This window comes from Vibrio sp. RW, from assembly GCF_027587105.1.
GTDB lineage: Bacteria > Pseudomonadota > Gammaproteobacteria > Enterobacterales > Vibrionaceae > Vibrio > Vibrio toranzoniae.
In genome coordinates this window covers 1-19,962 of record NZ_JAPPTM010000032.1, presented here as the reverse complement: position 1 = coordinate 19,962, position 19,962 = coordinate 1, and the positions used below count along the sequence as shown (strand labels likewise).

Annotated in this window: 16 protein-coding genes and 2 pseudogenes; 7 read left to right on the top strand and 11 right to left on the bottom strand. The window is 40.6% G+C overall.

Annotation, left to right across the window (positions count from 1 at the left end):
* Nucleotides 1–31: 31 nt before the first annotated feature.
* From OCT63_RS18845 to OCT63_RS18835, 3 genes are read right to left on the bottom strand one after another with little or no spacing between them, the layout of a single operon-like run.
* A complete protein-coding gene (locus OCT63_RS18845; protein ID WP_269984317.1) occupies nucleotides 32–2,647 on the bottom strand; it encodes a TraM recognition domain-containing protein in 2,616 nt (871 codons plus the stop codon).
* Nucleotides 2,647–4,272 carry a secretion/conjugation apparatus DotM-related subunit gene (locus tag OCT63_RS18840; protein WP_269984316.1) on the bottom strand — a complete coding sequence of 542 codons (1,626 nt, stop codon included), beginning with the start codon at nucleotides 4,270–4,272 and terminating at the stop codon, nucleotides 2,647–2,649. Before OCT63_RS18840 ends, OCT63_RS18845 begins: the two co-directional genes overlap by 1 nt.
* Nucleotides 4,269–4,685, bottom strand: a complete 417-nt coding sequence (locus tag OCT63_RS18835; protein WP_269984315.1) for a hypothetical protein — start codon at nucleotides 4,683–4,685, stop codon at nucleotides 4,269–4,271. The genes OCT63_RS18840 and OCT63_RS18835 overlap by 4 nt, the downstream gene beginning before the upstream one ends.
* A gap of 237 nt (nucleotides 4,686–4,922) precedes the next feature.
* Here OCT63_RS18835 and OCT63_RS18830 point away from each other — a divergent pair, with 237 nt between their 5' ends.
* The 4 genes from OCT63_RS18830 to OCT63_RS18815 all read left to right on the top strand — a co-directional run bounded on the left by OCT63_RS18830 (nucleotide 4,923) and on the right by OCT63_RS18815 (nucleotide 7,657).
* Nucleotides 4,923–5,201 (top strand): hypothetical protein, encoded by a 279-nt coding sequence (locus OCT63_RS18830; RefSeq protein ID WP_269984314.1) that lies wholly within the window; start codon nucleotides 4,923–4,925, stop codon nucleotides 5,199–5,201.
* A gap of 376 nt (nucleotides 5,202–5,577) precedes the next feature.
* Complete coding sequence (locus OCT63_RS18825) at nucleotides 5,578–6,276, top strand: DotI/IcmL family type IV secretion protein (protein WP_269984313.1); 699 nt, start codon at nucleotides 5,578–5,580, stop codon at nucleotides 6,274–6,276.
* On the top strand, nucleotides 6,273–6,890 hold the full coding sequence (locus OCT63_RS18820; RefSeq protein WP_269984312.1) for a DotI/IcmL/TraM family protein: 618 nt from the start codon (nucleotides 6,273–6,275) through the stop codon (nucleotides 6,888–6,890). The genes OCT63_RS18825 and OCT63_RS18820 overlap by 4 nt, the downstream gene beginning before the upstream one ends.
* The gene (locus tag OCT63_RS18815) at nucleotides 6,887–7,657 is read left to right on the top strand and encodes a hypothetical protein (RefSeq protein ID WP_269984311.1); all 771 of its coding nucleotides are present in this window, start codon (nucleotides 6,887–6,889) and stop codon (nucleotides 7,655–7,657) included. Before OCT63_RS18820 ends, OCT63_RS18815 begins: the two co-directional genes overlap by 4 nt.
* 473 nt (nucleotides 7,658–8,130) lie before the next feature.
* On the opposite strand, the pseudogene OCT63_RS18810 reads toward OCT63_RS18815, so the two are convergent.
* The 3 genes and pseudogenes from OCT63_RS18810 to OCT63_RS18800 form a co-directional block, all read right to left on the bottom strand.
* Nucleotides 8,131–8,478: pseudogene (locus OCT63_RS18810) on the bottom strand (integrase core domain-containing protein); the annotation flags it as partial.
* 55 nt (nucleotides 8,479–8,533) lie between these two features.
* A complete protein-coding gene (locus tag OCT63_RS18805) occupies nucleotides 8,534–9,454 on the bottom strand; it encodes an IS5 family transposase (protein WP_269984310.1) in 921 nt (306 codons plus the stop codon).
* A 78-nt stretch (nucleotides 9,455–9,532) separates the two neighbouring features.
* Nucleotides 9,533–10,171, bottom strand: a pseudogene (locus OCT63_RS18800) (helix-turn-helix domain-containing protein); the annotation flags it as partial.
* 29 nt (nucleotides 10,172–10,200) lie between these two features.
* Here OCT63_RS18800 and OCT63_RS18795 point away from each other — a divergent pair.
* Entirely contained in the window at nucleotides 10,201–10,494 is a 294-nt protein-coding gene (locus OCT63_RS18795; RefSeq protein ID WP_269984309.1) for a TfoX/Sxy family DNA transformation protein, read from the top strand.
* A gap of 25 nt (nucleotides 10,495–10,519) precedes the next feature.
* Here OCT63_RS18795 and OCT63_RS18790 read toward each other — a convergent pair whose 3' ends face one another.
* A complete protein-coding gene (locus OCT63_RS18790) occupies nucleotides 10,520–12,781 on the bottom strand; it encodes an ATP-dependent helicase (protein WP_269984308.1) in 2,262 nt (753 codons plus the stop codon).
* Nucleotides 12,782–12,897: 116 nt separating this feature from the next.
* Here OCT63_RS18790 and OCT63_RS18785 point away from each other — a divergent pair, with 116 nt between their 5' ends.
* Nucleotides 12,898–13,494 carry a transglycosylase SLT domain-containing protein gene (locus tag OCT63_RS18785; RefSeq protein WP_269984307.1) on the top strand — a complete coding sequence of 199 codons (597 nt, stop codon included), beginning with the start codon at nucleotides 12,898–12,900 and terminating at the stop codon, nucleotides 13,492–13,494.
* The gene (locus OCT63_RS18780) at nucleotides 13,491–16,082 is read left to right on the top strand and encodes a DNA topoisomerase (RefSeq protein WP_269984306.1); all 2,592 of its coding nucleotides are present in this window, start codon (nucleotides 13,491–13,493) and stop codon (nucleotides 16,080–16,082) included. The genes OCT63_RS18785 and OCT63_RS18780 overlap by 4 nt, the downstream gene beginning before the upstream one ends.
* A gap of 13 nt (nucleotides 16,083–16,095) precedes the next feature.
* On the opposite strand, the gene OCT63_RS18775 is transcribed toward OCT63_RS18780, so the two are convergent.
* The 4 genes from OCT63_RS18775 to OCT63_RS18760 form a co-directional block, all read right to left on the bottom strand.
* Complete coding sequence (locus OCT63_RS18775; protein WP_269984305.1) at nucleotides 16,096–17,589, bottom strand: 3'-5' exonuclease; 1,494 nt, start codon at nucleotides 17,587–17,589, stop codon at nucleotides 16,096–16,098.
* A gap of 67 nt (nucleotides 17,590–17,656) precedes the next feature.
* Nucleotides 17,657–19,177, bottom strand: coding sequence for a S8 family peptidase (locus tag OCT63_RS18770; RefSeq protein ID WP_269984304.1), 1,521 nt, complete (start codon nucleotides 19,175–19,177; stop codon nucleotides 17,657–17,659).
* Nucleotides 19,178–19,187: 10 nt separating this feature from the next.
* Complete coding sequence (locus OCT63_RS18765; protein WP_269984303.1) at nucleotides 19,188–19,520, bottom strand: hypothetical protein; 333 nt, start codon at nucleotides 19,518–19,520, stop codon at nucleotides 19,188–19,190.
* A 40-nt stretch (nucleotides 19,521–19,560) separates the two neighbouring features.
* Nucleotides 19,561–19,962, bottom strand: a 402-nt coding sequence (locus tag OCT63_RS18760) for a hypothetical protein (RefSeq protein ID WP_269984302.1), incomplete at its 5' end; no start/stop codon positions are given.

Here is a 19,962-nt window from a genome sequence, read left to right as displayed (position 1 = left end):
AATATATTTCATATTCACATTAAAAACAACCCTAGAAGCGCGAACCTAAACTCTGTAGCGTCTGGGAAACCAGTTGATCAACTTCTGAAGTATTCATCGGTTGTGAATGTACATTTGTATTGGGATAGGCAAGTACTTCATTTATACGCTTTACAGCACTTTGAGCACCTTTTATTGCTTCAACTTCTGATTTCCCTTGCCCTTGCAAAAGATCAGTTAAAGATTCTCCAATTTCAGCTTGTCCGTTATCAATAGCAGATTGCAGAGCTTCCGCTGATAGATTTGATGAGACGTAACGTTGTTTATACTGGCCTTCGATATCTTCGAAAGGAGAGCCTTCAAACACGGTTAGGTCAAGTTCATCTTGATCATCATCAGTTACAGTAGCTGGAGAGTTTGAAACCACTTCCTCCTCTGTTGGATGTTCTTCTCCCCAAGAATCTGCATATGCTTCATAATCACTATAATCTATGCCTTGTTCCTCATCGAAGTTCTCAAGGTAGGCATCATGAGCCTCCATGATTTGCAATTCAGCATCGTTAACATACGACTCATCCTCGATTCGATTATTATCATCAAAACTGTCAATTTCAGAGTCATTCATGTCGGGCTCGTCCTCGCTATTCTCTTGTTCGCGATCTAAGAACGATAGACCTATAGAGAGCATCACTTGCTTTGAAATATTGTCAGTTATATCTAGTTCTTTAATTCGCGCTAAGTTAGAAGCGAGTTCCTTCGACTCGATAAACTCTATTTCATTCGTGGCATATTCGTTGGCTTGTTTGATGTATTCACTTGATTGTAGTAAACACTGTCTTTTTGCATCTTCGACCTCTTCCACAGTAGGATCAAGAACCTGTGCGAAATGGTTGAGCTTCGCAGTCTCCACCTGCGGAAAATCAAGTTTCATTACTTTAAACGGATAAACTTCACCGCCATAAATATATAAACCTTCACCTGGCTCACAGCTCGCCATCATACGGGAAGTCACCATTTCTTGTTGTTCTAGACGAACATTTTCTCTGTCATGGTGTGCGCCGTGGGTGCCTGATTCTATTTTATCTTGTCTAGCAGTGAATACTTTTCCAGTTCTGCCCATTGCTAAGTTTAAAGACTCGCCATGGTCCTCATTCTTCAATATGAATTTGTTGTTCAAGTTACCAATAAGCGCTTCATATTCTTCACGACCGCATACTCGCTGAAACATACCAGCGGTTTGCGCACCGAATAAAACGTGGAACCCATAGCTTCTTACTAACGATACGATAATGAAAAAACCCTTCACTCCGTACATGCCATATTCATCTAAAAACAGTCTTACCGGATATTTTGCCGATGACGGTCTATTATCGACAGTCGTAATCCGATCACCTTGAAGCTTATAACCAGCGGCCCTCATTAAAATTGGCCTTAGCCCTTGAAGAAGTAATCTACCAAGTGCTGCGACAGCATCTTGGTTCTTGGCAATAGAAGGCAATAGAACCAATAACACGCGACCGCCTAAGCAAACATCCGTCATATTCACTTCAGACAGTTTAGTAACGAAAATGTGAGACATGGTGTCTGTTAAGTCCGACATCGTTTCGCTTACCATCATGATATTGTAGGTGTGTTGTTCTTCAGCCTTTTGATAAACCTCCAATTTATCAATTTCTTGCTCGGACATTCTAAACATTGGTTCAACAATGCCAGGAAGAGTTTTTAGATATTGTTGAAGAGGTCTTCTATGTTTTATGTGGACATCACGTCGAGATGCAGCCTTAATCATGGTTTTTAGTACGAGGAAATCACGAACAACCTCGATATTTAAATCAAGTCCCTCAACATCTCTTTCGTAAACTAAGTATTGGTAAGAAGCACCCATCATGGTTGATGATCGCCCTTCCCAGAAGCTTGAATCTCCTCCTTCGCTCTCCCTTCCTAGACCCATTGTGATCGTTTTCATTTGATCTGGAGTGCCTTTATTGAGGATGTTCATGTTATTGGATATACGATCCTCATCATGCATATTCCGGGTATCAAGGCAGTCTAAGGGGGTCAAAAAATTCAAGACAAGCAGATCATTCAACCTATCAAGTCGTTTCAGAATGGCAAAAATAATCCAGAACAACCCAATGTCAGCCTTGCCATCGACTACAACAGCACTAGTCCCTCCTGGCTGTAGTAGAGCTTGAAATAACAAGGTAAGAATGAGAACCGTTTTGCCACTACCGGTACTGCCGAGCACCAATGAATGTCTTGTCTCCATATCCGCGTTTGAGACTAACAGTCTATTTCTCAAGTACTCAATGCCAAAAATGAGTGTGCCAATTCCTATCTTTCGTTGAGGAATTAAATGACCATTTTTAACTGTCTCTCTTAAGGACTCACGACAAATATGTTCTGACCATTCAGGCGCTTCAAATGGAAATTCATAATCACTCCGCGTATTGAAAAGCCTGATGCCAATTGCAAATGCAAAAATGAAATCGCCATGCTCGGGAACATACAGCAACGCAAGTCCACATAGGACAATTAACATCGGGAATAGACGATTGAAGTCACTTTTAAAGCGCATCCAAAAGGTACGAGAATCTTTTGTGAACAAAGCAGGGTCATGTAATTCGGGGTTTGTATTGGCTACAGATTGCCTTCTAAAAGAAGCCATTATGCTTGCTCCTTATGATTATTTTCCTCTTCAAATTTCTTCATTAATTCAGGTACGTCGTCGTAAGGGTCCTTCCAAAGTTCAGCCTTTCCTACATCAACGCCGAGGCTTTTTAAGATGGTTGTAGCTTTATTCTCTTTCTTATCAAGATCATCACTCTTGTTGAACTCAAAGAGCCTGCCAAACTCTTCCTCGGACATACTCAAGAGATCTTCTGATTTTTTTCCAGCGTTGATAATCCGCTCTGCATTAACATGCAGGTCATTTGCTCCAGTTAACACGGAAGGAATGGTAAGCCGCATTTCCGCTTTTACCTCCATTCGATAGTGTGCACGAACACCTGAAGCTTCCATAAATGGCGTCTCTCGACCAATTGACGCCATTACCATACCTAAACCGCGATCTTTACGTTTAACCCAAGAGAATTCATTTCCAGCAATCCGGTTTACATTCTGGAATAATTCCATAATGCCCCATATTACTGTGGTCGAGTATGCGTGCTTTTTAACTACGACCATATACAATATTTCTTCAAACGAACGTTTTACTTTGCCGTCTATTTTCACCTTAAGTTGCTGAAGTATCTCTCTTTCATATTCATTGAACAGCAAAATTGTATCTTCGACGCTACCCTTGTATTCATTTCCATCATTCAGCAAAGTTGTTGGTCTGAAACCTGAAACAATTGAACCATACTTAGTTAATTTCTTGGTTGGAGCCCCATGTTTGTCAACATACTCTAAGGGGATTAAATTACCTTCTTCATCAAACAACCGAGCCACAAGCTCACTGTTGTCGATACACGACTTTAATGGCATCAAAAGTAATCTCTCTAGGCAGATCGTGGCTGTTCGCATACAAAAGTCTATGGATGACTGGGTTGCATCCTCTTCAAAAAAGAAATGGCATATTGGCCTGAAATTACTGTTAAAACCTGTATCAGCTTGCATTTTCTTATCATCTTCGAATTCAGCTTCAGTAATACCCAGCGGGGGATTTGAGGTCAGCATTTCAAAGGGTGTAATCCCCATGGCATAACGATTGTTATGGCTTGAACGGTCGCTAAAATCATAATCATGAGAAAAGTGAATAGGGTTTTCACCTTCAAGACGTTGTTTAAAAGAGGGGAAGACTAAGCCAATTGTCCGTGCTAAGACTTTGTCAGTGAAGTTAGGTGGAGTAATTCTTCGAAGATGCGGATGGACTTTTGAGGCAGACCTTATCAATGACTCTACATTATACGTTTTACTAGATTCGCCTCTAACCCTGTACTCACTCCAGCCTAAATAGACCAAGAAAATCGCGAAGGGCCATTTTACTAATTCTCCAAAATGACCATCATAAATTGCCATGTATTGAGGTGTAATCTGGCTATAATGAACATTCAATATTTCAAAGAAGCCTTCTTTAAACCCCCAACCCTCAAAATTTCGAAACGGGTTTGACACAAGCTGCACAACGTTCTCAAATACAAACAACATGAACATCTGACAGAGCTTCAGAATTCTCCAAATGTAACTCCAAACAAAGTACAAATGTTGATACGCCCCATATAACATGACCCCAAGTAAAGCCACACCAATAGCCGTTGATTCCATAGAATTTATGTTTGATTTATCGCTCATTGATGAACCTCGCTACTACCGAAATCAACATTTGAATTCACAGGTTGGGGAGAAAATGCTTGTTTAAATGTGTCATATTTGTTCTTGGTTATTGGTAGCGGAATTCGTTTAATGAACGATGCCCCTCTTCGAAATCGTCTTAAATTGATGACCACTGAGTAGTAGAAACTTAAAGTGATGTATATACCTATCGTTAATGTGACATAGCCTGCCAACTGTTTATCTTCAGTCCCCATACTCTCCATCAATGAAATGATCTCGTGAACAATAACTACTGCCATGACTCTTACGATGGTCCATAACCCTACAAACATAAGACCGAACAAGTGGCTTCGAATAACGGTATGAATTGCCTTATAGTCATTCCAACTTACAAAACGAATGACAATCCAAACGAGAGTTGGAGCGATCAAAGAAAGCCCATTGGTAGCTGGCATTAGTAGCAAAGATATATATTGGACGTATATTAAAAACAACATAAGACACCATTGCATTTTAGACTTAAACGACATATATTTTTGTCCAAGTTTTGAATTTTAGCAATAGGCAATATGGATTTGAATTCACTGATCGGAACGGAAATACTGTGGGTTAGATCAAGTACAAAGCAATCTCTTTGTGCCATTTCGGATGTTGAAATGGGCCGAAGAGTGTCTGAAATTAAAATCTCAGACTCCAACAACAACTCTCCTGTATTAGAGTTTTTAGTTTCAAGAGTCGATCACAATCACCCAGAGAAAAAATGGCTTGATGAGTGCGTCATCGTTTTTAGAAAGGAAAATCGGCCCATAACTCAGGCCCTCTTGTCTTCAAAAAAGGCATCTATATGGAGTTGCTTAAATGCAGGTGTTGATGCCTTCGATATTGATGACTTTTCATTTGTTACTCTGAAGAGCGAAATTAATCGTTTGAATGATTGCGGTGACTGATTATGGAAAAAAGCTATTCATTTGACACAGTTTCTGACTCAACAGAGAAGATTTTATCATCTAGCGTCTCAACTCTTCCCAAACATCTTAACGATACACTATCAAGTATAGAAAAGCCGAAAGCCGAACCTACTTACTCACGAAACATTCTTGGTTTGAAATTTAGGAAAATGGGTGTCAACAGTAACCCGTTCCTTGCCGATAGAGCCACTAGAACACTTCTTAGTGCCACGTACATTTTATGGACTTTGACGTTTATGTTTCTATTAGGAGCAGCGGTTAACTTTCTACTCCTAGAAAAAGTTGAACTTAGTGCAACTTCACATGATGCGAGAATTGAAGCTACTGCTACGCCAGTCCGTGTCAGGGGTCTGGAATGATGTTTAGGAAAAGTACACTGTCTAGGAACAAAACACTCCTAATTGCGTTCATCACGTTATTGATTTCTTCTTTTGCTTACGAAGCATTTTTAAACCAGTTATCAGCTAATAAGTCTGGAATCTATGAGATCCCTACGTATGAAAATAACGGGGTCGTCCGTATTGTTCCGCAAATTGAACTTCATGAACAACTATTTTCACAAACAGAGATCATGGACTTCGTCACTGAAGCGATGTCAAACAGCCTAAACCTCTCGTTTGATAACTACGAAATGAGTATGACTACTGCTGCTACTCGATACTTTACACAATCTGGTTGGGGTGCTTTTTCTGATGGGATCGAGAAATCGGAACTGTATAAAAATATATTCACAAATAAGGAAATTATTGAGTTCTTTCCTACTCGGGCCCCTTTTGTTGAATACAGTGGTATAGCTCCCGGATACATCGAGGGTGAATATAAAGACATAGCTTATTGGGTTTGGAGGGTGAAAGTCAGCGGCCAGTTTAGTATGAAGTCCTTAAAGATCGCTGGTGAATCCGAAAGCACTGAAGAGAAGCGCTGGAACAGAAAGAAAAAAACAGCCAATGTTCAATTCACCCTAGATCTTCAACGTGTACCAAAAGGAAAAGGAGCTAGTGCTGTAAAAATCAATAATGCTTCTGCATGGAGTATAGATTGGGGAAACAGATGAATAAAGCATGGCTCAAAAACATAAAACAAGATTGGCCTTATATCTTAGCAATTTGCGTATCAGTCATATTGTTAGTCAAAATCTCTAACTTCAGTGGATACCTACTTGGTAGTCCAGAAAGAGTTTTTGTATACAAAGAAAGTAATGGCAACTACAAGAGAGCTAACGTTTCAGCTAACCCACGATATACCGATGCTAAGGTTTCACGATTTTTACGCAGGATGGTAAGTTCATGCTATGCCATTGATTTTGATACCGCTAGTGCGATAGACAATGGAGTCAGTGAAAACGCTTATGGAGATTGTATCAATAGGCATTTTGCTCCAGTCGCTGCAAATTCACTTTATTATGTTTTTCCTTCAGACACACTGCTTGATGCCATCATGCGCTCTCAAGGACGGGCAGATGCTGTTGTCCCGTACTCGCCGGTGCTGATATCTCGAAACGGCCTTGGAAGCGACCTTTTTTGGGAATTTGAAGTACCTATGGTCGTAACAGTTCAGAGTGTTAGTACGGACCAAACCTCAAGTTTTATTGCCATTTATAGAGTAGTACCGGATGCAAGAGCAGATAATCCCAGTAGCTTACTCATTGAGAAGGTAACATTTATATGATGGCGTTAATTCAACAACTCACGGCCAGAGTTAAAAGTGCCCTTCCTCACAACGATAAGCGTAACGATCAACCAACCAATAGACATGCCTTTGTATTGGAAAACAGTCAAGCTATTCATAGGTCGCCGTACTATGCCTTCATATTGTGCCTAATAGCCTTTGTCGCATTCCTATATTCTGTGTACATATTTTTTCAATCTACGAGAATCATACCGACGAAAGAGTTTATTCCTTCTACAACAAGTGATACCGCAGTTCACCAAATACCTTTGAACCTTCCTGTTCTACCTGTACCAAACCAAGAACTAAACCCAGGTAAAACGCTAAGTGAGAAAGACTCTGAGGTTTCAGTTCGTCAATATATGATTGATAGTCTCAACGACTGCTTCTCCATGAACTATCTAAATAAGGCAAAGATATTAGTAAAATGCATGGGTAATCATTACGATTCACAATCAAATGCAAAATTTGAATACATAAAGATGCTTATGGATAGTAACTACTTGAATATCCTAAATAAGTATGAAACATCAGTTAAACTGCATATCGACAAGGACACCATTAATCTGATTGGTATAGCTGAAGTCTCGACACCTCAGAACCCAAATTTAAAGCGAGCGCTTTGGCTATACGAACTGGAGATGTACTACGAAATGGACAAAGTAAATGTGACTTCACCGTCTAAATGGCAAGTCGAAATGATCCGCGAAGAGTCATTCGACAAAGAATTTCCGGTGTCTATTTTTAAAATACGTGATATGGAGTAAGCATGAAAGGTGTACATTGCCTGAGAAACAGTTTGTGTGAAGAAGCCATATTGGACCTCGTTAGAGCAAGTGTGAATTCAAAGCGCGGTTCAAAACCACCCAAACGAAAATTAATAGGTAAACGTCCACAGCGATACTACCATCATCTGTTAAAGGGATTAGACCATATCGAATCACATGTTGCCTTCGGGGACTGTCAATTCAAGTTTCGAAGTGTGATTGTAGCAACAGAACACGAGGGAGGGCTCACCATAAGCATACCTTCGTCAGCCAATGATGATTTCAAACACTTGCTTTATGACTTTGAATTGATGCCATATATAGCGAAAAGCCGCTCTCAGTCTTCTAGATTAATTTCAAACACTTCCAGGTATTGGTCGGGTAACGTCAGTGATGAGGTTGCAAAAACACTTGTAAAGCAGATAGTCAGCTATTATATCAAAAATCCGCAGATAATTGATAATGTGTGTGATTCACAGAGATGGTTTCAATTTTCTTAACTGAAGATCGAGCTTGTAATTCTGCTCTTGAAACCTCTCTTTCCATATCTGGTAGCGCTGTGATACCTCTTCAGACAGAGGAGTTTGGTTAGATAACTCTGTAATCTTTTCTATCGGTGTTAGCCCCTTTAAAGAGCTATGTGGACGCTCCCAGTTGTAGTAGTGCTGCCATTCAGATAGCAGCAGATCCAACTCATCCAGCCCCACACTTACATCTATGGTCGGATAAAACTCGCTTTTATCCGTTTTCTGGGAACGTTCAACTTTACCATTCAAGTGAGGTGAACCAGGCTTGTTGGGGCGGAATTTTATTCCATATAACGACTTTGTTGCTTAATTCAGAGAGAAGGCATGCCTGCCCCATTGTGCTTGATTCTTAACCGATGCACTGTGTTTCAGGCATACCAAGCCCTGTAAGCTTATTCAGGGCTTTAATCATAGCGTAAGTCTCGCCAACTTGAGCGTTGTAGTTCCTCAGGCTTAATTTCCCACCTAGCAGCTGTTTTACTCGGTACATTGCGGTCTCTGATAGAGAGCGCTTATGATAGCCATACCGCTTTTTCCACTTCTTGTTGGAGCCATAGAGCTTCTGGCAACCTACCGCTAAGTTACGAGGGTGCCCTTGTTCCCAGAAGGCTGCTCCTTCTCTTGGTGGGATGAGCGGAACAGCTCGCTTGATCCGTATGGCATCATGGCAACTCCTTGTGTCATAAGCGCCATCACCTGATATCTCAATGATTTTCCGACGTGTCTGCTTGAGTAAGTTGGGGAGCACTTCGGCATCGGTTACGTTAGATAAGCTCATCTCTGCTGCGACTATTTCGTGGGTGCTTGTATCTACTGCGATGTGCAGCTTACGCCAGACTCTGCGCTTCCCATCAGTTCCATGCTTCTTGACCTTCCATTCACCTTCGCCATAAACCTTGAGACCAGTGGCATCAATGGCTAGGTGTTGTATCGCACCGCTGGTTTTAGTTTTAAATGAAACCTCAACATCCTTAGAACGACGGCTTATACAGGTGTAGTGTGGGCAAACAAGAGGGATGTTAGCCAGCTTAAATACGGAGTCTAGAAAACCTTGCAGCGCTCTCAATGGCATAGAGAAAACGCGTTTCACCATCAGAGCGGTAGTAATGGCTAAGTCGCTGAATCGGCGAGGTCTACCACGCTTGCCTTGTTTGTTTTGCTTCCACTCGGCTATCGCTTCCTCATCAATCCAAAAGGTCAGAGAGCCACGGTTGATTAAGGCTTGATTATACTGCTTCCAGTTAGTTGTTTTGTAACGAGGTTTAGGCATGAGACTACGACGATTGATGGGTGTAGCCGATCAGATCGTAGCTTCCTGATTTAGTTCCATTGATTTAAGCAACAAGGCCCCATATAACATAAGTTGCTTCTGGACTTTCTCTGCAAAGAATTCGCGCCCTCTGTCCGTCTGAACTCGTTGGATAGGAAATGGCATCTCATCCACTACACATTCGATAAAGTCGATTGTATTTGCTGCTGTGCGCCGAGAATAGCACCTCAAAACCCGATAGCGAGAGCAGTCGTCGATAGCTGTGTATTGATAAATTCCAGCCGTTATTTTACAGGTATCCATTTGGACTCTGTCACCAGGAATCGGACGCTCGTATCTTTGGAAATCTTTTTTACGTCGGTAAGTTACAATTTTTTTCACACAAGCTTCTGATAAAACTTTATGGATTGTCGCTGTGCTTAGGTGTATTTGATGAAGTCGGATTAGTTCTGTTTGTAAGCGTCGCGCCCCTAGGTTGCGTTTCTCACGCATCTCAAGGATCAACGCTCTTAATTCATCGGTAATCTTGGCATCTGGAGAAGAATGAGGGCGTTTGCTCTGGCTTTCTAGGCCAGCGATTCCATTCTGCTTATATCGCTTCGCCCACTTGCGTAATGTTGGTCTAGATATACCACAACGACGACATACGAGGCCTGCATCACCACATTCCTCATACATCTTCACCCACTGTAATCTTTGCTGAATTTCTCTATTCATAGACATCCATTTTAGTTGAAAGGATGTCTATGAATCACACAGATAATGATGTGCTGCTCCACTTCCTTCCTAATTTGAATGGATCATTAGTAACATCGCTTCATAATATTGGAATTCGTACTTTCAAAGATCTTTGTTCAACTGGGTATCTCTTAGCTTTTGTGAAGCTGAAAGACCTCAACTCTAAAACCCCTGATGTGGTACTTTTCAAACTTTATTCCTGCATTAAAGGGGTGCTCTATCAAAGATTAAATGAGAGTGAGAAAAAAGCCATCATGAATGAGCTCTATCATACATATGGCTTTGAGTATTCCAGTCAATAGATAACAACTACTCATTCTGTTCAAATTAGATCTTATAACCCTCTACCCTAATTTCTTTAGCATTTACGGTCAGATTAGGTTCTTCATATATTCCCATTCGAAGGTCTTTAATTGGGTTGTTGCTATGTGAGTTAAGATTTGTGGTGGTTGGTTTTTGTATACTAAGCGAAGTCTCCTTTAGTGAACCACCAGTCAGATCTTGCCAGTTGAATAGCTCAACAGGTAGCTGGGGGAGAAAACGAAGCGGAGTGCGAGCCATACTTTTGCCCCAAACTGTCCTTTGGCATGAACAGCTGACAGTTAAGCGTTTCTCTGCACGAGTGATCCCAACATAAAAAAGTCGTTTCTCTTCATGTTCATCATCATCATCACGGCCTCTGAAGTGTGATTCATCTTCGCATCCAACAATATATACTTGTTTGAATTCTAACCCTTTGCTGGCATGTAATGTCATAAGCTGTACTGAATTTGACTCACTTTCACCTGAGTCAATGAGAAGGTTTAATTGCTTAATACAGTCCAATAGGTGGCCATGTGATTCAATGAATGCAAATAGTCGAGCGTTCAGCGTTTTGACATTGGTTTCTTTTTGGTTGACCTCCGCGAGTACTTCAGCAGTCTCGGACTTAGTTTTGTATTTTTTCTTCGCATCTTCAATTAGCTTAGCTTTGAATAATTGTTGCCAAATAGTCATTAACCCTCTCTCGATAGTCGAGAGCATTTGAGCCCACTCTACTTGCAAGCTTTCATCTGAAGCATCGATATTTCTATGCTTGGCTAAGTCATTTATCGAACCACATTCATGCAGTATTTCAGCTAGAGTTTCATGGCATTCAATGAGGTTTAGAAATCCTTGTTGTTTATCATGTGATTTTTTGGTGCCTGCAGTGGTCATCTTTTGTAAGTATTGTTGAATTGATATTTCTTCATTGATAAGGGCTCTGCGCATTGTGACACCACGACTTTTAATACCCGCAGCATCGATCACTCTCGAGGCGGCCATAACATCTTTGTCGTTAGCGCTGAATCTCAAAAAAGCGACCCAGTCTTTGATCTCCTTTGAATCAAAAAAGTCATTATCACCGACAACTCTATAATCCACCCCCTGTCTTACCAGTTCTGACTCAAGCTTCTCCTTGATGGTTTTCGCCCGATAAAGGATCGCAAAGTCTGACTGCTGACACTGACCGCTTTCTATTAACGACTTCATTTCTGAAACAACACCAATAGCCTCATCTTCTGCAGTTTTGTATCTGCGCGCAATTGGTAAATCGCCTTCATAACCAGATTTAGCAATCATGATCCCATCAGTCACTTTCTGACTGCTATCCATTAACATCGCAACTGCATTTGCTAGGTCTACAATGCGCTTTGAAGATCGAAAATTTTCGGCCATCTCAATGATATTCATGCCTTGGTATTCAGTCTTCGCATTTATGAATTGACCAACGTCTGCTGCACGAAAACCATAAATGCTCTGCTTGTCGTCTCCCACTAATGTTAGGTTATTGCCATCACCAACAATAAGTTTGAGAAATTCTCCTTGAACAGGATTAGCATCTTGGTGTTCGTCAGCTAGAACAGCTAAATAAAATTGTTGGATCCAACTTCTGAGTTTTGGATCATGCTTTAAGAGTTTACACGCATGAATGAGGATGTGGTCATAATCCACGGCGTTCAGCTCTATGAGCCTTTTAAAATAGGCATTCCAAATCAATATTGTCATTTGCAATAAATCGACTTCATTTTGATTTGGATTATTACCAAGGGCCTCCATTTTGTCATTGTATGCAGTCTTTGGCCCTTTACCATATGAAAGTTGATAGCTAATAAAACCTTGAACGCGTGTTATTCCACCGTTTTCAACTAAAAGCTCATAATCTGCAGTAGATAAAATTGCTTTCGCGCATTCTCCAATCAGAGTTTTCGATTCAGACTCATTCAATACTACGATGTCTTTCTCGGTATAACCTAGCAGATCGAAATATGGGTGCCCCTTTACCATAGCGGGCTTCACTACTTGGTTTAGGGCAAATGAATGCCAGTTACTCACACAAGCCTTGTATGCAACAATCCCAACACGCTCATAAAGTCTCTCGAGCATTTCAAACGTTGCTTTCTTAGTGAAAGTAATTAAGGCTAGTCGTTCAGGTGGCATCCCTTTTTCGATAAATTGTCCCGCCTTCTCGATAATTACTCTTGTCTTTCCACTTCCTGCACCGGCATTGATCAGAGTAGGTAAACCATGACTGGATACGGCTTGGCTCTGACTGTTTGTAAAGTTCATTCGACACTCCTATGGCTGCTAATTTATGGTAATTTAACCCTAAAGCAAAGTCAAGTTGTGAGAGTTGTTTTTTAAAGTATAATGACATAATTAACCAATTCACAGAGTAGATGGCCATGATCGAATTCTTAGGTGTCACGACGCTTGACGCGCTCAACAATATGAATCAACTGGACCGTTCATACTATGAATATGTGATTGAAAACGGTGATACTGGGTTATACAAAGCAATGCCTTGGCGGGACAAAAGGCAAATTCTTTTGTCTTATAAAGGTGAGATTGAAGAATGCACTATTATTTCCAGTCATTTAAATGACTTAAATCCAAAGCACCTAATGACAATCATGAGATCGGAAAATGGTTGGCCAGGCGCGCAACAGATGTCTAAGAATGGCGCTTCGGATTTGGGTATCGCTCAAGTAAATCCAAAAGTATGGGATGAAGAGTTTAGAAAAGTCGGAGTTCAACTTAACTGGAATGATGTACGCGATGATGTTTGTGCAAATTTGTTTGTTGCTGGAGTCATTCTTAAACGCCGATTGGACAAAACTGACAACCTAATGGAGGGGATAGCAAACTATCACAGGTATGTAACTGCCGATAACATGTCCTTTCACTATACCTATCGCATTAAAGCTTTAAGGCATTACCTAGATATAGAGAATGAATATGGAAGCTGGCTTAAGAGACAAAGCCAAAGGGTGGCAAAATGATAGTGATCATTGCAGAAAAAACTAGCCAAGCTAGAAAAATTGCCTCGGCATTATCCTTTAAAAAAACCGGAACGGTGTATAAAGGCAACTTAGATGGTCGGCCTACAGTTCTTTGGGCTGCTGCTGGTCACCTAGTTGAACTATCACCCCCTATTGAAGAAATGGATGGTTTTTCTTGGAATGATCCTTTAACGCACCTAAATATTCCTAGATCTGTTCCATATAAAGTTTGCCCTGATATTAAGGGTTCTAATGGTTACCCTGATAGAAAACCGGCAGAACATATAGCGACACTTAATCACTACATTTGTAATGCAGATGTCGTAATTGGCGCAACCGATCCTGACCGGGAAGGAGAAGTAATCTATCGCTCCATTCTTGAGTATATTAAATATCAAGGCCCTCTAGAGCGAGTTTGGCTTGTGAATGGTTTAAGTCGGGAAGCAATCATCGATGCTTTCAACGTGAGAACATGTGCTTCACATTTCGATGGTGAGTATTACGCTGGTATTGGTAGGAGAATGGCAGATTATGGATCCATGGTACTTACCACCACGTACACCTTCTATGCCCGAAAAGGAATGCTTGGACCGAATCTTGGTATTGGAGAAAAAGCAGCATCTACATGCTCTGTAGGACGAGTGCAGTCAACAAGTCTCGGTTTCGTCTATCACACACATATGAAAAGAAGAGAATTCGAGTCAATTTCTCACTTCAAAATCAAACCATATTTTGCGATCGACAACATTTCCCAAATTGAGGGAAAGTATTTACCAACCATTAGTGAATCAATAATTGGAACTCAAATTGAAGGGATAAGTTGGAAAGAAAAAGACTTTTCCAGTTCCATCTCTACTGAAATGTCTGATGAAGAGATCGAGCAATTATCCCAAAAGCATCCCCCAAAGCCTTTATATGTTTCAAAGCGAAATATCACGGAATTCAAAGAAAGATTGCTTAGTGCAAAAATAACTTCAATAGATATCAATGAATATGAAACTTGCGTTGCACCGCCGAAACCTCTGTCATTAACTCGACTACAATCCTTATTGCCTCATGCATCAGCTCAAGATGTGATGGCCGCTGCACAAAAGCTGTACGTTCAAGGTTATATCAATTATCCAAGAAGTGAAGAAACAGAGTTAAATGATAAGGACTTTAACCCCAGAAAACTCAACACCATGTGTAATGAACTAGCCAAGTGGACACAATTTGGCCAGTCAGCTTTAGCGTTACAAACCCTTCTAACATCATCTAATGCCTCTGGCATGTATCAAAAACCGAAGGTGTATACTGATTCAGAAAAAAGTCATGAGGCGCTCTCTCCTGTGATTATCCCTTCACAAGGGGCGTTAAAAGGGTTGGAACTCGAGGTTTTTGGAAAGATAACAGAACATTACCTTCTCGCGCATTTACCACCCTCTAGGTATCGAAACCAGTGCGCAACAATTTCGGTTTCTGCTGAAGGCATGTTCGGAGAGCCAAACTCCATTTTTGAACTTAAAATGAAAGAGTGTATCCATAACGGATGGGAACTGAAAAGAACTCACAGAGATCTTCCATTGAAATTACACACTCTATTGGTAGATGACTTAACTATAGATAGTGTTCTCATATCCGATCATCAGACGGCCCCACCTCCCCTCTATAGCGAAGCAACACTTTTATTCGCAATGTATCATGCAGCAAAGCATGAGCCTGATCCGACTTTACGCCAAGCTCTAAAAAGTGCAAAAGGGATCGGTACGACCGCCACACGACCTAGTGTAATAAAAACTCTTCATAAACGTGGGTATATAGAGCACTCTGGCAATGGAAAGTTAAAGACCATTGATATAACGAGAAAAGGAATCGACCTATTCAACGCACTTCCTAGGGAATTCAAATCTCCAGGCACAACAGCAAGTTGGGAATTAGAACTAGAAAATATCTCAAGTTTAAGAGGTGACACGGCAGCGGCAGCTACAAATGAATTTATTGACAAACAACTCCAAAACATAGAAAAGCTCATCAAATATTTAAACCAAAATTTATTAGCTAAAACACCCAAAACTGGAGTGCATCCTAATCAACCATTAAGCACTAAAACCAAAGAAATTTTAATGAAGCGATGTAAGGGGTTAGGTTTACCAACGCCACGACATGTTATTCATTCTGAGGCCAAGACAAGAGAATGGCTTAAAATGAACCCTTGGAAGGTAACGGATGCAATGAAGCGTAAAATAAACCAAATTAACGTGCTCCTCAATATTACTGCCCCCAGGTCTTGCTCTACGGACTTTAAGGCTGCAATGGAGTTTATAAAGAAATACGAATCTCAAGTGCCCTCAACCCCAGCCCCTGGTTCCATCAAATACGCGAAACAACTTTCGAACGCTACAGGTTTGAAAATACCACAAGTAGCATTGTCGAACGCAAAGGTTCTCAGTGAGTTCATTAAACAAGCTGAAAATGTAAAAGCAATACCCAACAGTTTACTTCAAAATATTTCACAATTGGCAAGTCAACATAATGTTCGCGTATCTACTTCAGAGCTAAAGGACATTGAAAGCGCAAAACTGATGCTTACTAGATTGTCGAGATTATAGAAGCAATGGTGAACTATGCTGCTTTCTTGTATCGGTAGCTTCTAGCGGGTTTCTTAATGGATGACCTTCGTTCTATTAAACTTGTTCCTTCGTTACTAAGCTCATAAAACGGTGCCGAAGGGACAAGTTTCAATTGAGTGCGTGTAACACCAACGTACATCAGATTCAGTTCGTCGCGAAGTTCTTCTACAGATAGTTTCAAAAGCGCTTTCATGTTCTTAAAATCATTGCCTAGTACTACTTGAGGAAACTCGAGCCCTTTCGCCCGATGACAAGTCGAAACAATCGTACAAGCCCCATTATTCTCCTTAACTTCGGTTGCTCTCAAGTTCTTGTAAATATCGAATAGGTCAGTCCCATACTTTTTAATAATCCGAAGAATCCGAGCCATATCAATACTTCCAGTGGCCTTAGCAGCGAGTTGAAACTCCTCAAAATTTTTATAGTCACGAAGAATATCGCGACTTTTAATTCGTTTCTTCTGTCCCAATTTAAGATACAAAACATCGAGTATGTCATCGAATGGGTAGTTGCTCATGCGGCCTACCCACATGACGGGTATACCTTTTTCATACTGTTCTATAGCGATCTCTATCGTTTTAAGGATTGTCCGATTGATGTAGGCAGTTGAAAGGCTGTTATCAAGCGCTTTATCATCTTCAACTATCGAATGAGCTATGCCATTTTCAGTACCGGTAAGTCTCTCTTTTTTTTGGAGGTGCATAAGGAATGAATTAGCAAAATCTGCAATCTCGTCATTAAATCGAAATGACTGAGTCAAACAAAAAGTCATATAGTGAGAGTTGTTTACATGATTCAGTGCATCTTCAGCTCGACGGTATCGGTAGAGTTGTTGGGCATCATCACCGCACAAATATTTTTTCATATTTGATTGGGCATCAATAATGGATTGAACGGCAGGATTAAGGTCTTGTGCCTCATCAACAAGTAAAACGTCGAAATGATTACTGAGGTCGATATCAGCCAATGAATACCCCTTTAGGTACCCATCTTGGGTCATAGGGAATTTTCCATCGAGACAACACATACCATCCCAAACACTCTTCGCATACTCCAAAACTCGTTCTCTAGAATTCTGTGATTTAGTGTTTCTTTTATTGAATGGTACGTGCTTGTGACAAATTCGTTTGTCTTGACTATAAAAAAAGTTTTCTAACGTACTTTTTGTAAGGTTTGCTTCTGCCCAAGATATCTTAAGTACGTTTTTAATTTGCCCCATACTTAAGTTGTCTGACATCTTATTTGCATATCGATATCCGACAAATCTATATGCAAGTTGATGACCAGTTAAGGCTAAGCAATTACTAGGTAAGTTAGCTTCATCTACGATGCTTCGATTGTATGAAAGGTAAAGGAATCTAAGCTCAGGGTACCTTTGTGCGAACATTCTAAATAGAGTAGTTTTACCTGTACCTGCTAATGCTCTAATGATAGCGGCTGGAACTGGTTTACAAAGGAATAAATCTTGTTCAGAGGTCGGTTTCATGGCAACACCAAATAAGCTAATATATGGTAATAATACCATATATTAGCATTAAGTCAAAACTAATATATTAGCTTGATGAGCATTGTTGAGGCTTTGATAGATGATTTTTACTTAATGGTGTTAAATTTGAAGAATCACACTTGTAGACTCCAAACAAGTCTTTGTTGCACAATCTAAATGCCAATTCTGATGCGCTATCTGTTGAAGGAATCATTACACTACCTGTAACAGAATCTCCAACCAATCTGGCGTTATTCGGGTCCAAATCTGAATGATTGTTTACAGCGTAGATTTCAATCTTCGTATTGTCTGTATCAGTTCCATCTTTAAGCTTAAATTCTGTCATCGAACAGATATCAACCGAACTACCTAACGTGTCTATAAAGAAATCAACGTCACATTCATCTGCCAGTGGGCTCTTTAACGCCATTCCTTCAGACAAGACCTTTTTACCTTCCAAAACTGCAGCTTTTGCATTCAATATGCCATAACCACAGACACCGTCGTCACATGAGTATTTGCCTACTGGCATACTCTCTCCAGTGTAGTACTGCGATAAAGTCGGCTTGCCTGCAGACTTTTTCAAAATAAATTCAATCTCTGTTGGAGTAAGTGCCGGGTTATCTTGAAGCAACAAAGCAACCGTACCTGTTACCAAAGGCGCAGAAAAGCTTGTACCACTCCATAAACCGTAATCAGTTACGCCATTAGAATCGGCGTCGATTATTGATTGAACTCTTATATTGTCCCCAAAAGCAGTTAGGTCAACATAAACACCATAGTTCGAAAAATATGACTTAAAGCCATCCAGCGTAGTCGAAGCGATTGATAACGAACCTGCACAATCACTAGGTGTATGAGCCAATGTATTAGAAGAATTGTTCCCGTTAGAAAGGATTAGTGTTATACCTTTATCTGAAATATCGTCTAGAACTTGTTGAAACTCAGCCGTGCAGAAATTTTCAAAATTCACTGACATATTGATTACATCAACAGGGTCACTGATTTGAGGGACACCATCAATTTGGTAGCCTGACAACCACCTCAATGCATTAACAGTATCTTCTCTAGTAAAGTAATTGCACTTACCTGCCCTAGCGGCCACAAGATCTACGTCAGCCACACCTTTTACATAGTTACCAGCTTGAGACGCACCAATTAAAGTTGCAACCGCATTACCATGTCCATATTCACAATGCTCTCCGCGGTCTACTAATGGGCTTTCATAGTCAGAGGATAAACCGTCTTCAGTAACAAAGTTATACCCTTCGGCATAAGTAAGCTGCTCTGTATTAAGAAAGCCACCATCAACGATACCTACCCTAACTCTGTTTGAACCTGTTACCAGTTCCTTTGCTGCTTTTATACCATGTGCGCCTGCGAATGCGCCTGTGGATTGCTCAGCCCAATATGTTTCTAGTTGCTCATTGTGATAATTCGGTTCCGAACTAAAAATCAATTGCGAAGATCGGGCAACAGCGTCAGTGGGAAACGCCACCTTAAAATCTATTTTTGCAGTGTCGCTTGCGAATGTCGTCGCAGAAAGGAATGCTAAACCAAATGTGAGTGAACGGGATACCAATTTCATGTTTGACTCCTTAAATGCTGCAATTGCCATATAGTGGGTTGATGAGATTCCCTACGAACTCATATTCATTACTGAACTTCCAATAACTGCTTAGGTCGTAGGAGCCGTATTTTTCATTTCCGACAAAAAAAGAATGTTGGCCACCAGACACTGAGATAGCCACGCTTGGCAAGGACATCAAACTATTTTCAATAGTTGCCATCGAATTGATGTGGTTCAGAAGCTCATTTGCATGTTCATTCAACTGGTTTTCTAGTGGGACAATTGAACTTATTAACACGGTTTCTGAAGCACCGTTAGTCACATCCCTAAGAGCTGTATTAACCCTTGAGAGGTTGTTCAAATACTCACTATTGTCGAATGAAAGATCAGGTGTCGCTGAGCTATGACCCAGAAGGTTTAGAACTTTGGAATAAGCAGTTGAAATGTCGTTGAGTTCCGAAAGCGAAACTATTTGTTTGCGCATCATTAACATATACATTAACTGTTTCTATGACTTCATCTAATGAACCATTTTTTAGGTCGATCTCAAAGGTAGCTGACGCTTGCTGTCCATCATGACTCGCTGTTAAAGTAGCTATAGCAGTTCTACTAACTTTATCTAAGTTTTCTGCATTGATGTTTAACACATCATCATTAACCGACCATGTAATGCCTGGCTCTACATCAGAAATATCAAAAGTGCCAGGGTGGCCCGTTGTAGCTAGGTTTAGTGAATAGTCAGCACCATTTTTGTTGATCTCAAACTTTAGTGAAGTTTGGCCATTCTCAGAAAGTTCGGCTTT

Bases quoted from the DNA above. Each gene is read 5' to 3' on its own strand.
- OCT63_RS18845 (WP_269984317.1), bottom strand. From the start codon at position 2,647: ATGGCTTCTTTTAGAAGGCAATCTGTAGCCAATACAAACCCCGAATTA.
- OCT63_RS18840 (WP_269984316.1), bottom strand. From the start codon at position 4,272: ATGAGCGATAAATCAAACATAAATTCTATGGAATCAACGGCTATTGGT.
- OCT63_RS18825 (WP_269984313.1), top strand. From the start codon at position 5,578: ATGATGTTTAGGAAAAGTACACTGTCTAGGAACAAAACACTCCTAATT.
- OCT63_RS18820 (WP_269984312.1), top strand. From the start codon at position 6,273: ATGAATAAAGCATGGCTCAAAAACATAAAACAAGATTGGCCTTATATC.
- OCT63_RS18815 (WP_269984311.1), top strand. From the start codon at position 6,887: ATGATGGCGTTAATTCAACAACTCACGGCCAGAGTTAAAAGTGCCCTT.
- OCT63_RS18805 (WP_269984310.1), bottom strand. From the start codon at position 9,454: ATGCCTAAACCTCGTTACAAAACAACTAACTGGAAGCAGTATAATCAA.
- OCT63_RS18795 (WP_269984309.1), top strand. From the start codon at position 10,201: ATGAATCACACAGATAATGATGTGCTGCTCCACTTCCTTCCTAATTTG.
- OCT63_RS18790 (WP_269984308.1), bottom strand. From the start codon at position 12,781: ATGAACTTTACAAACAGTCAGAGCCAAGCCGTATCCAGTCATGGTTTA.
- OCT63_RS18785 (WP_269984307.1), top strand. From the start codon at position 12,898: ATGATCGAATTCTTAGGTGTCACGACGCTTGACGCGCTCAACAATATG.
- OCT63_RS18780 (WP_269984306.1), top strand. From the start codon at position 13,491: ATGATAGTGATCATTGCAGAAAAAACTAGCCAAGCTAGAAAAATTGCC.
- OCT63_RS18775 (WP_269984305.1), bottom strand. From the start codon at position 17,589: ATGAAACCGACCTCTGAACAAGATTTATTCCTTTGTAAACCAGTTCCA.
- OCT63_RS18770 (WP_269984304.1), bottom strand. From the start codon at position 19,177: ATGAAATTGGTATCCCGTTCACTCACATTTGGTTTAGCATTCCTTTCT.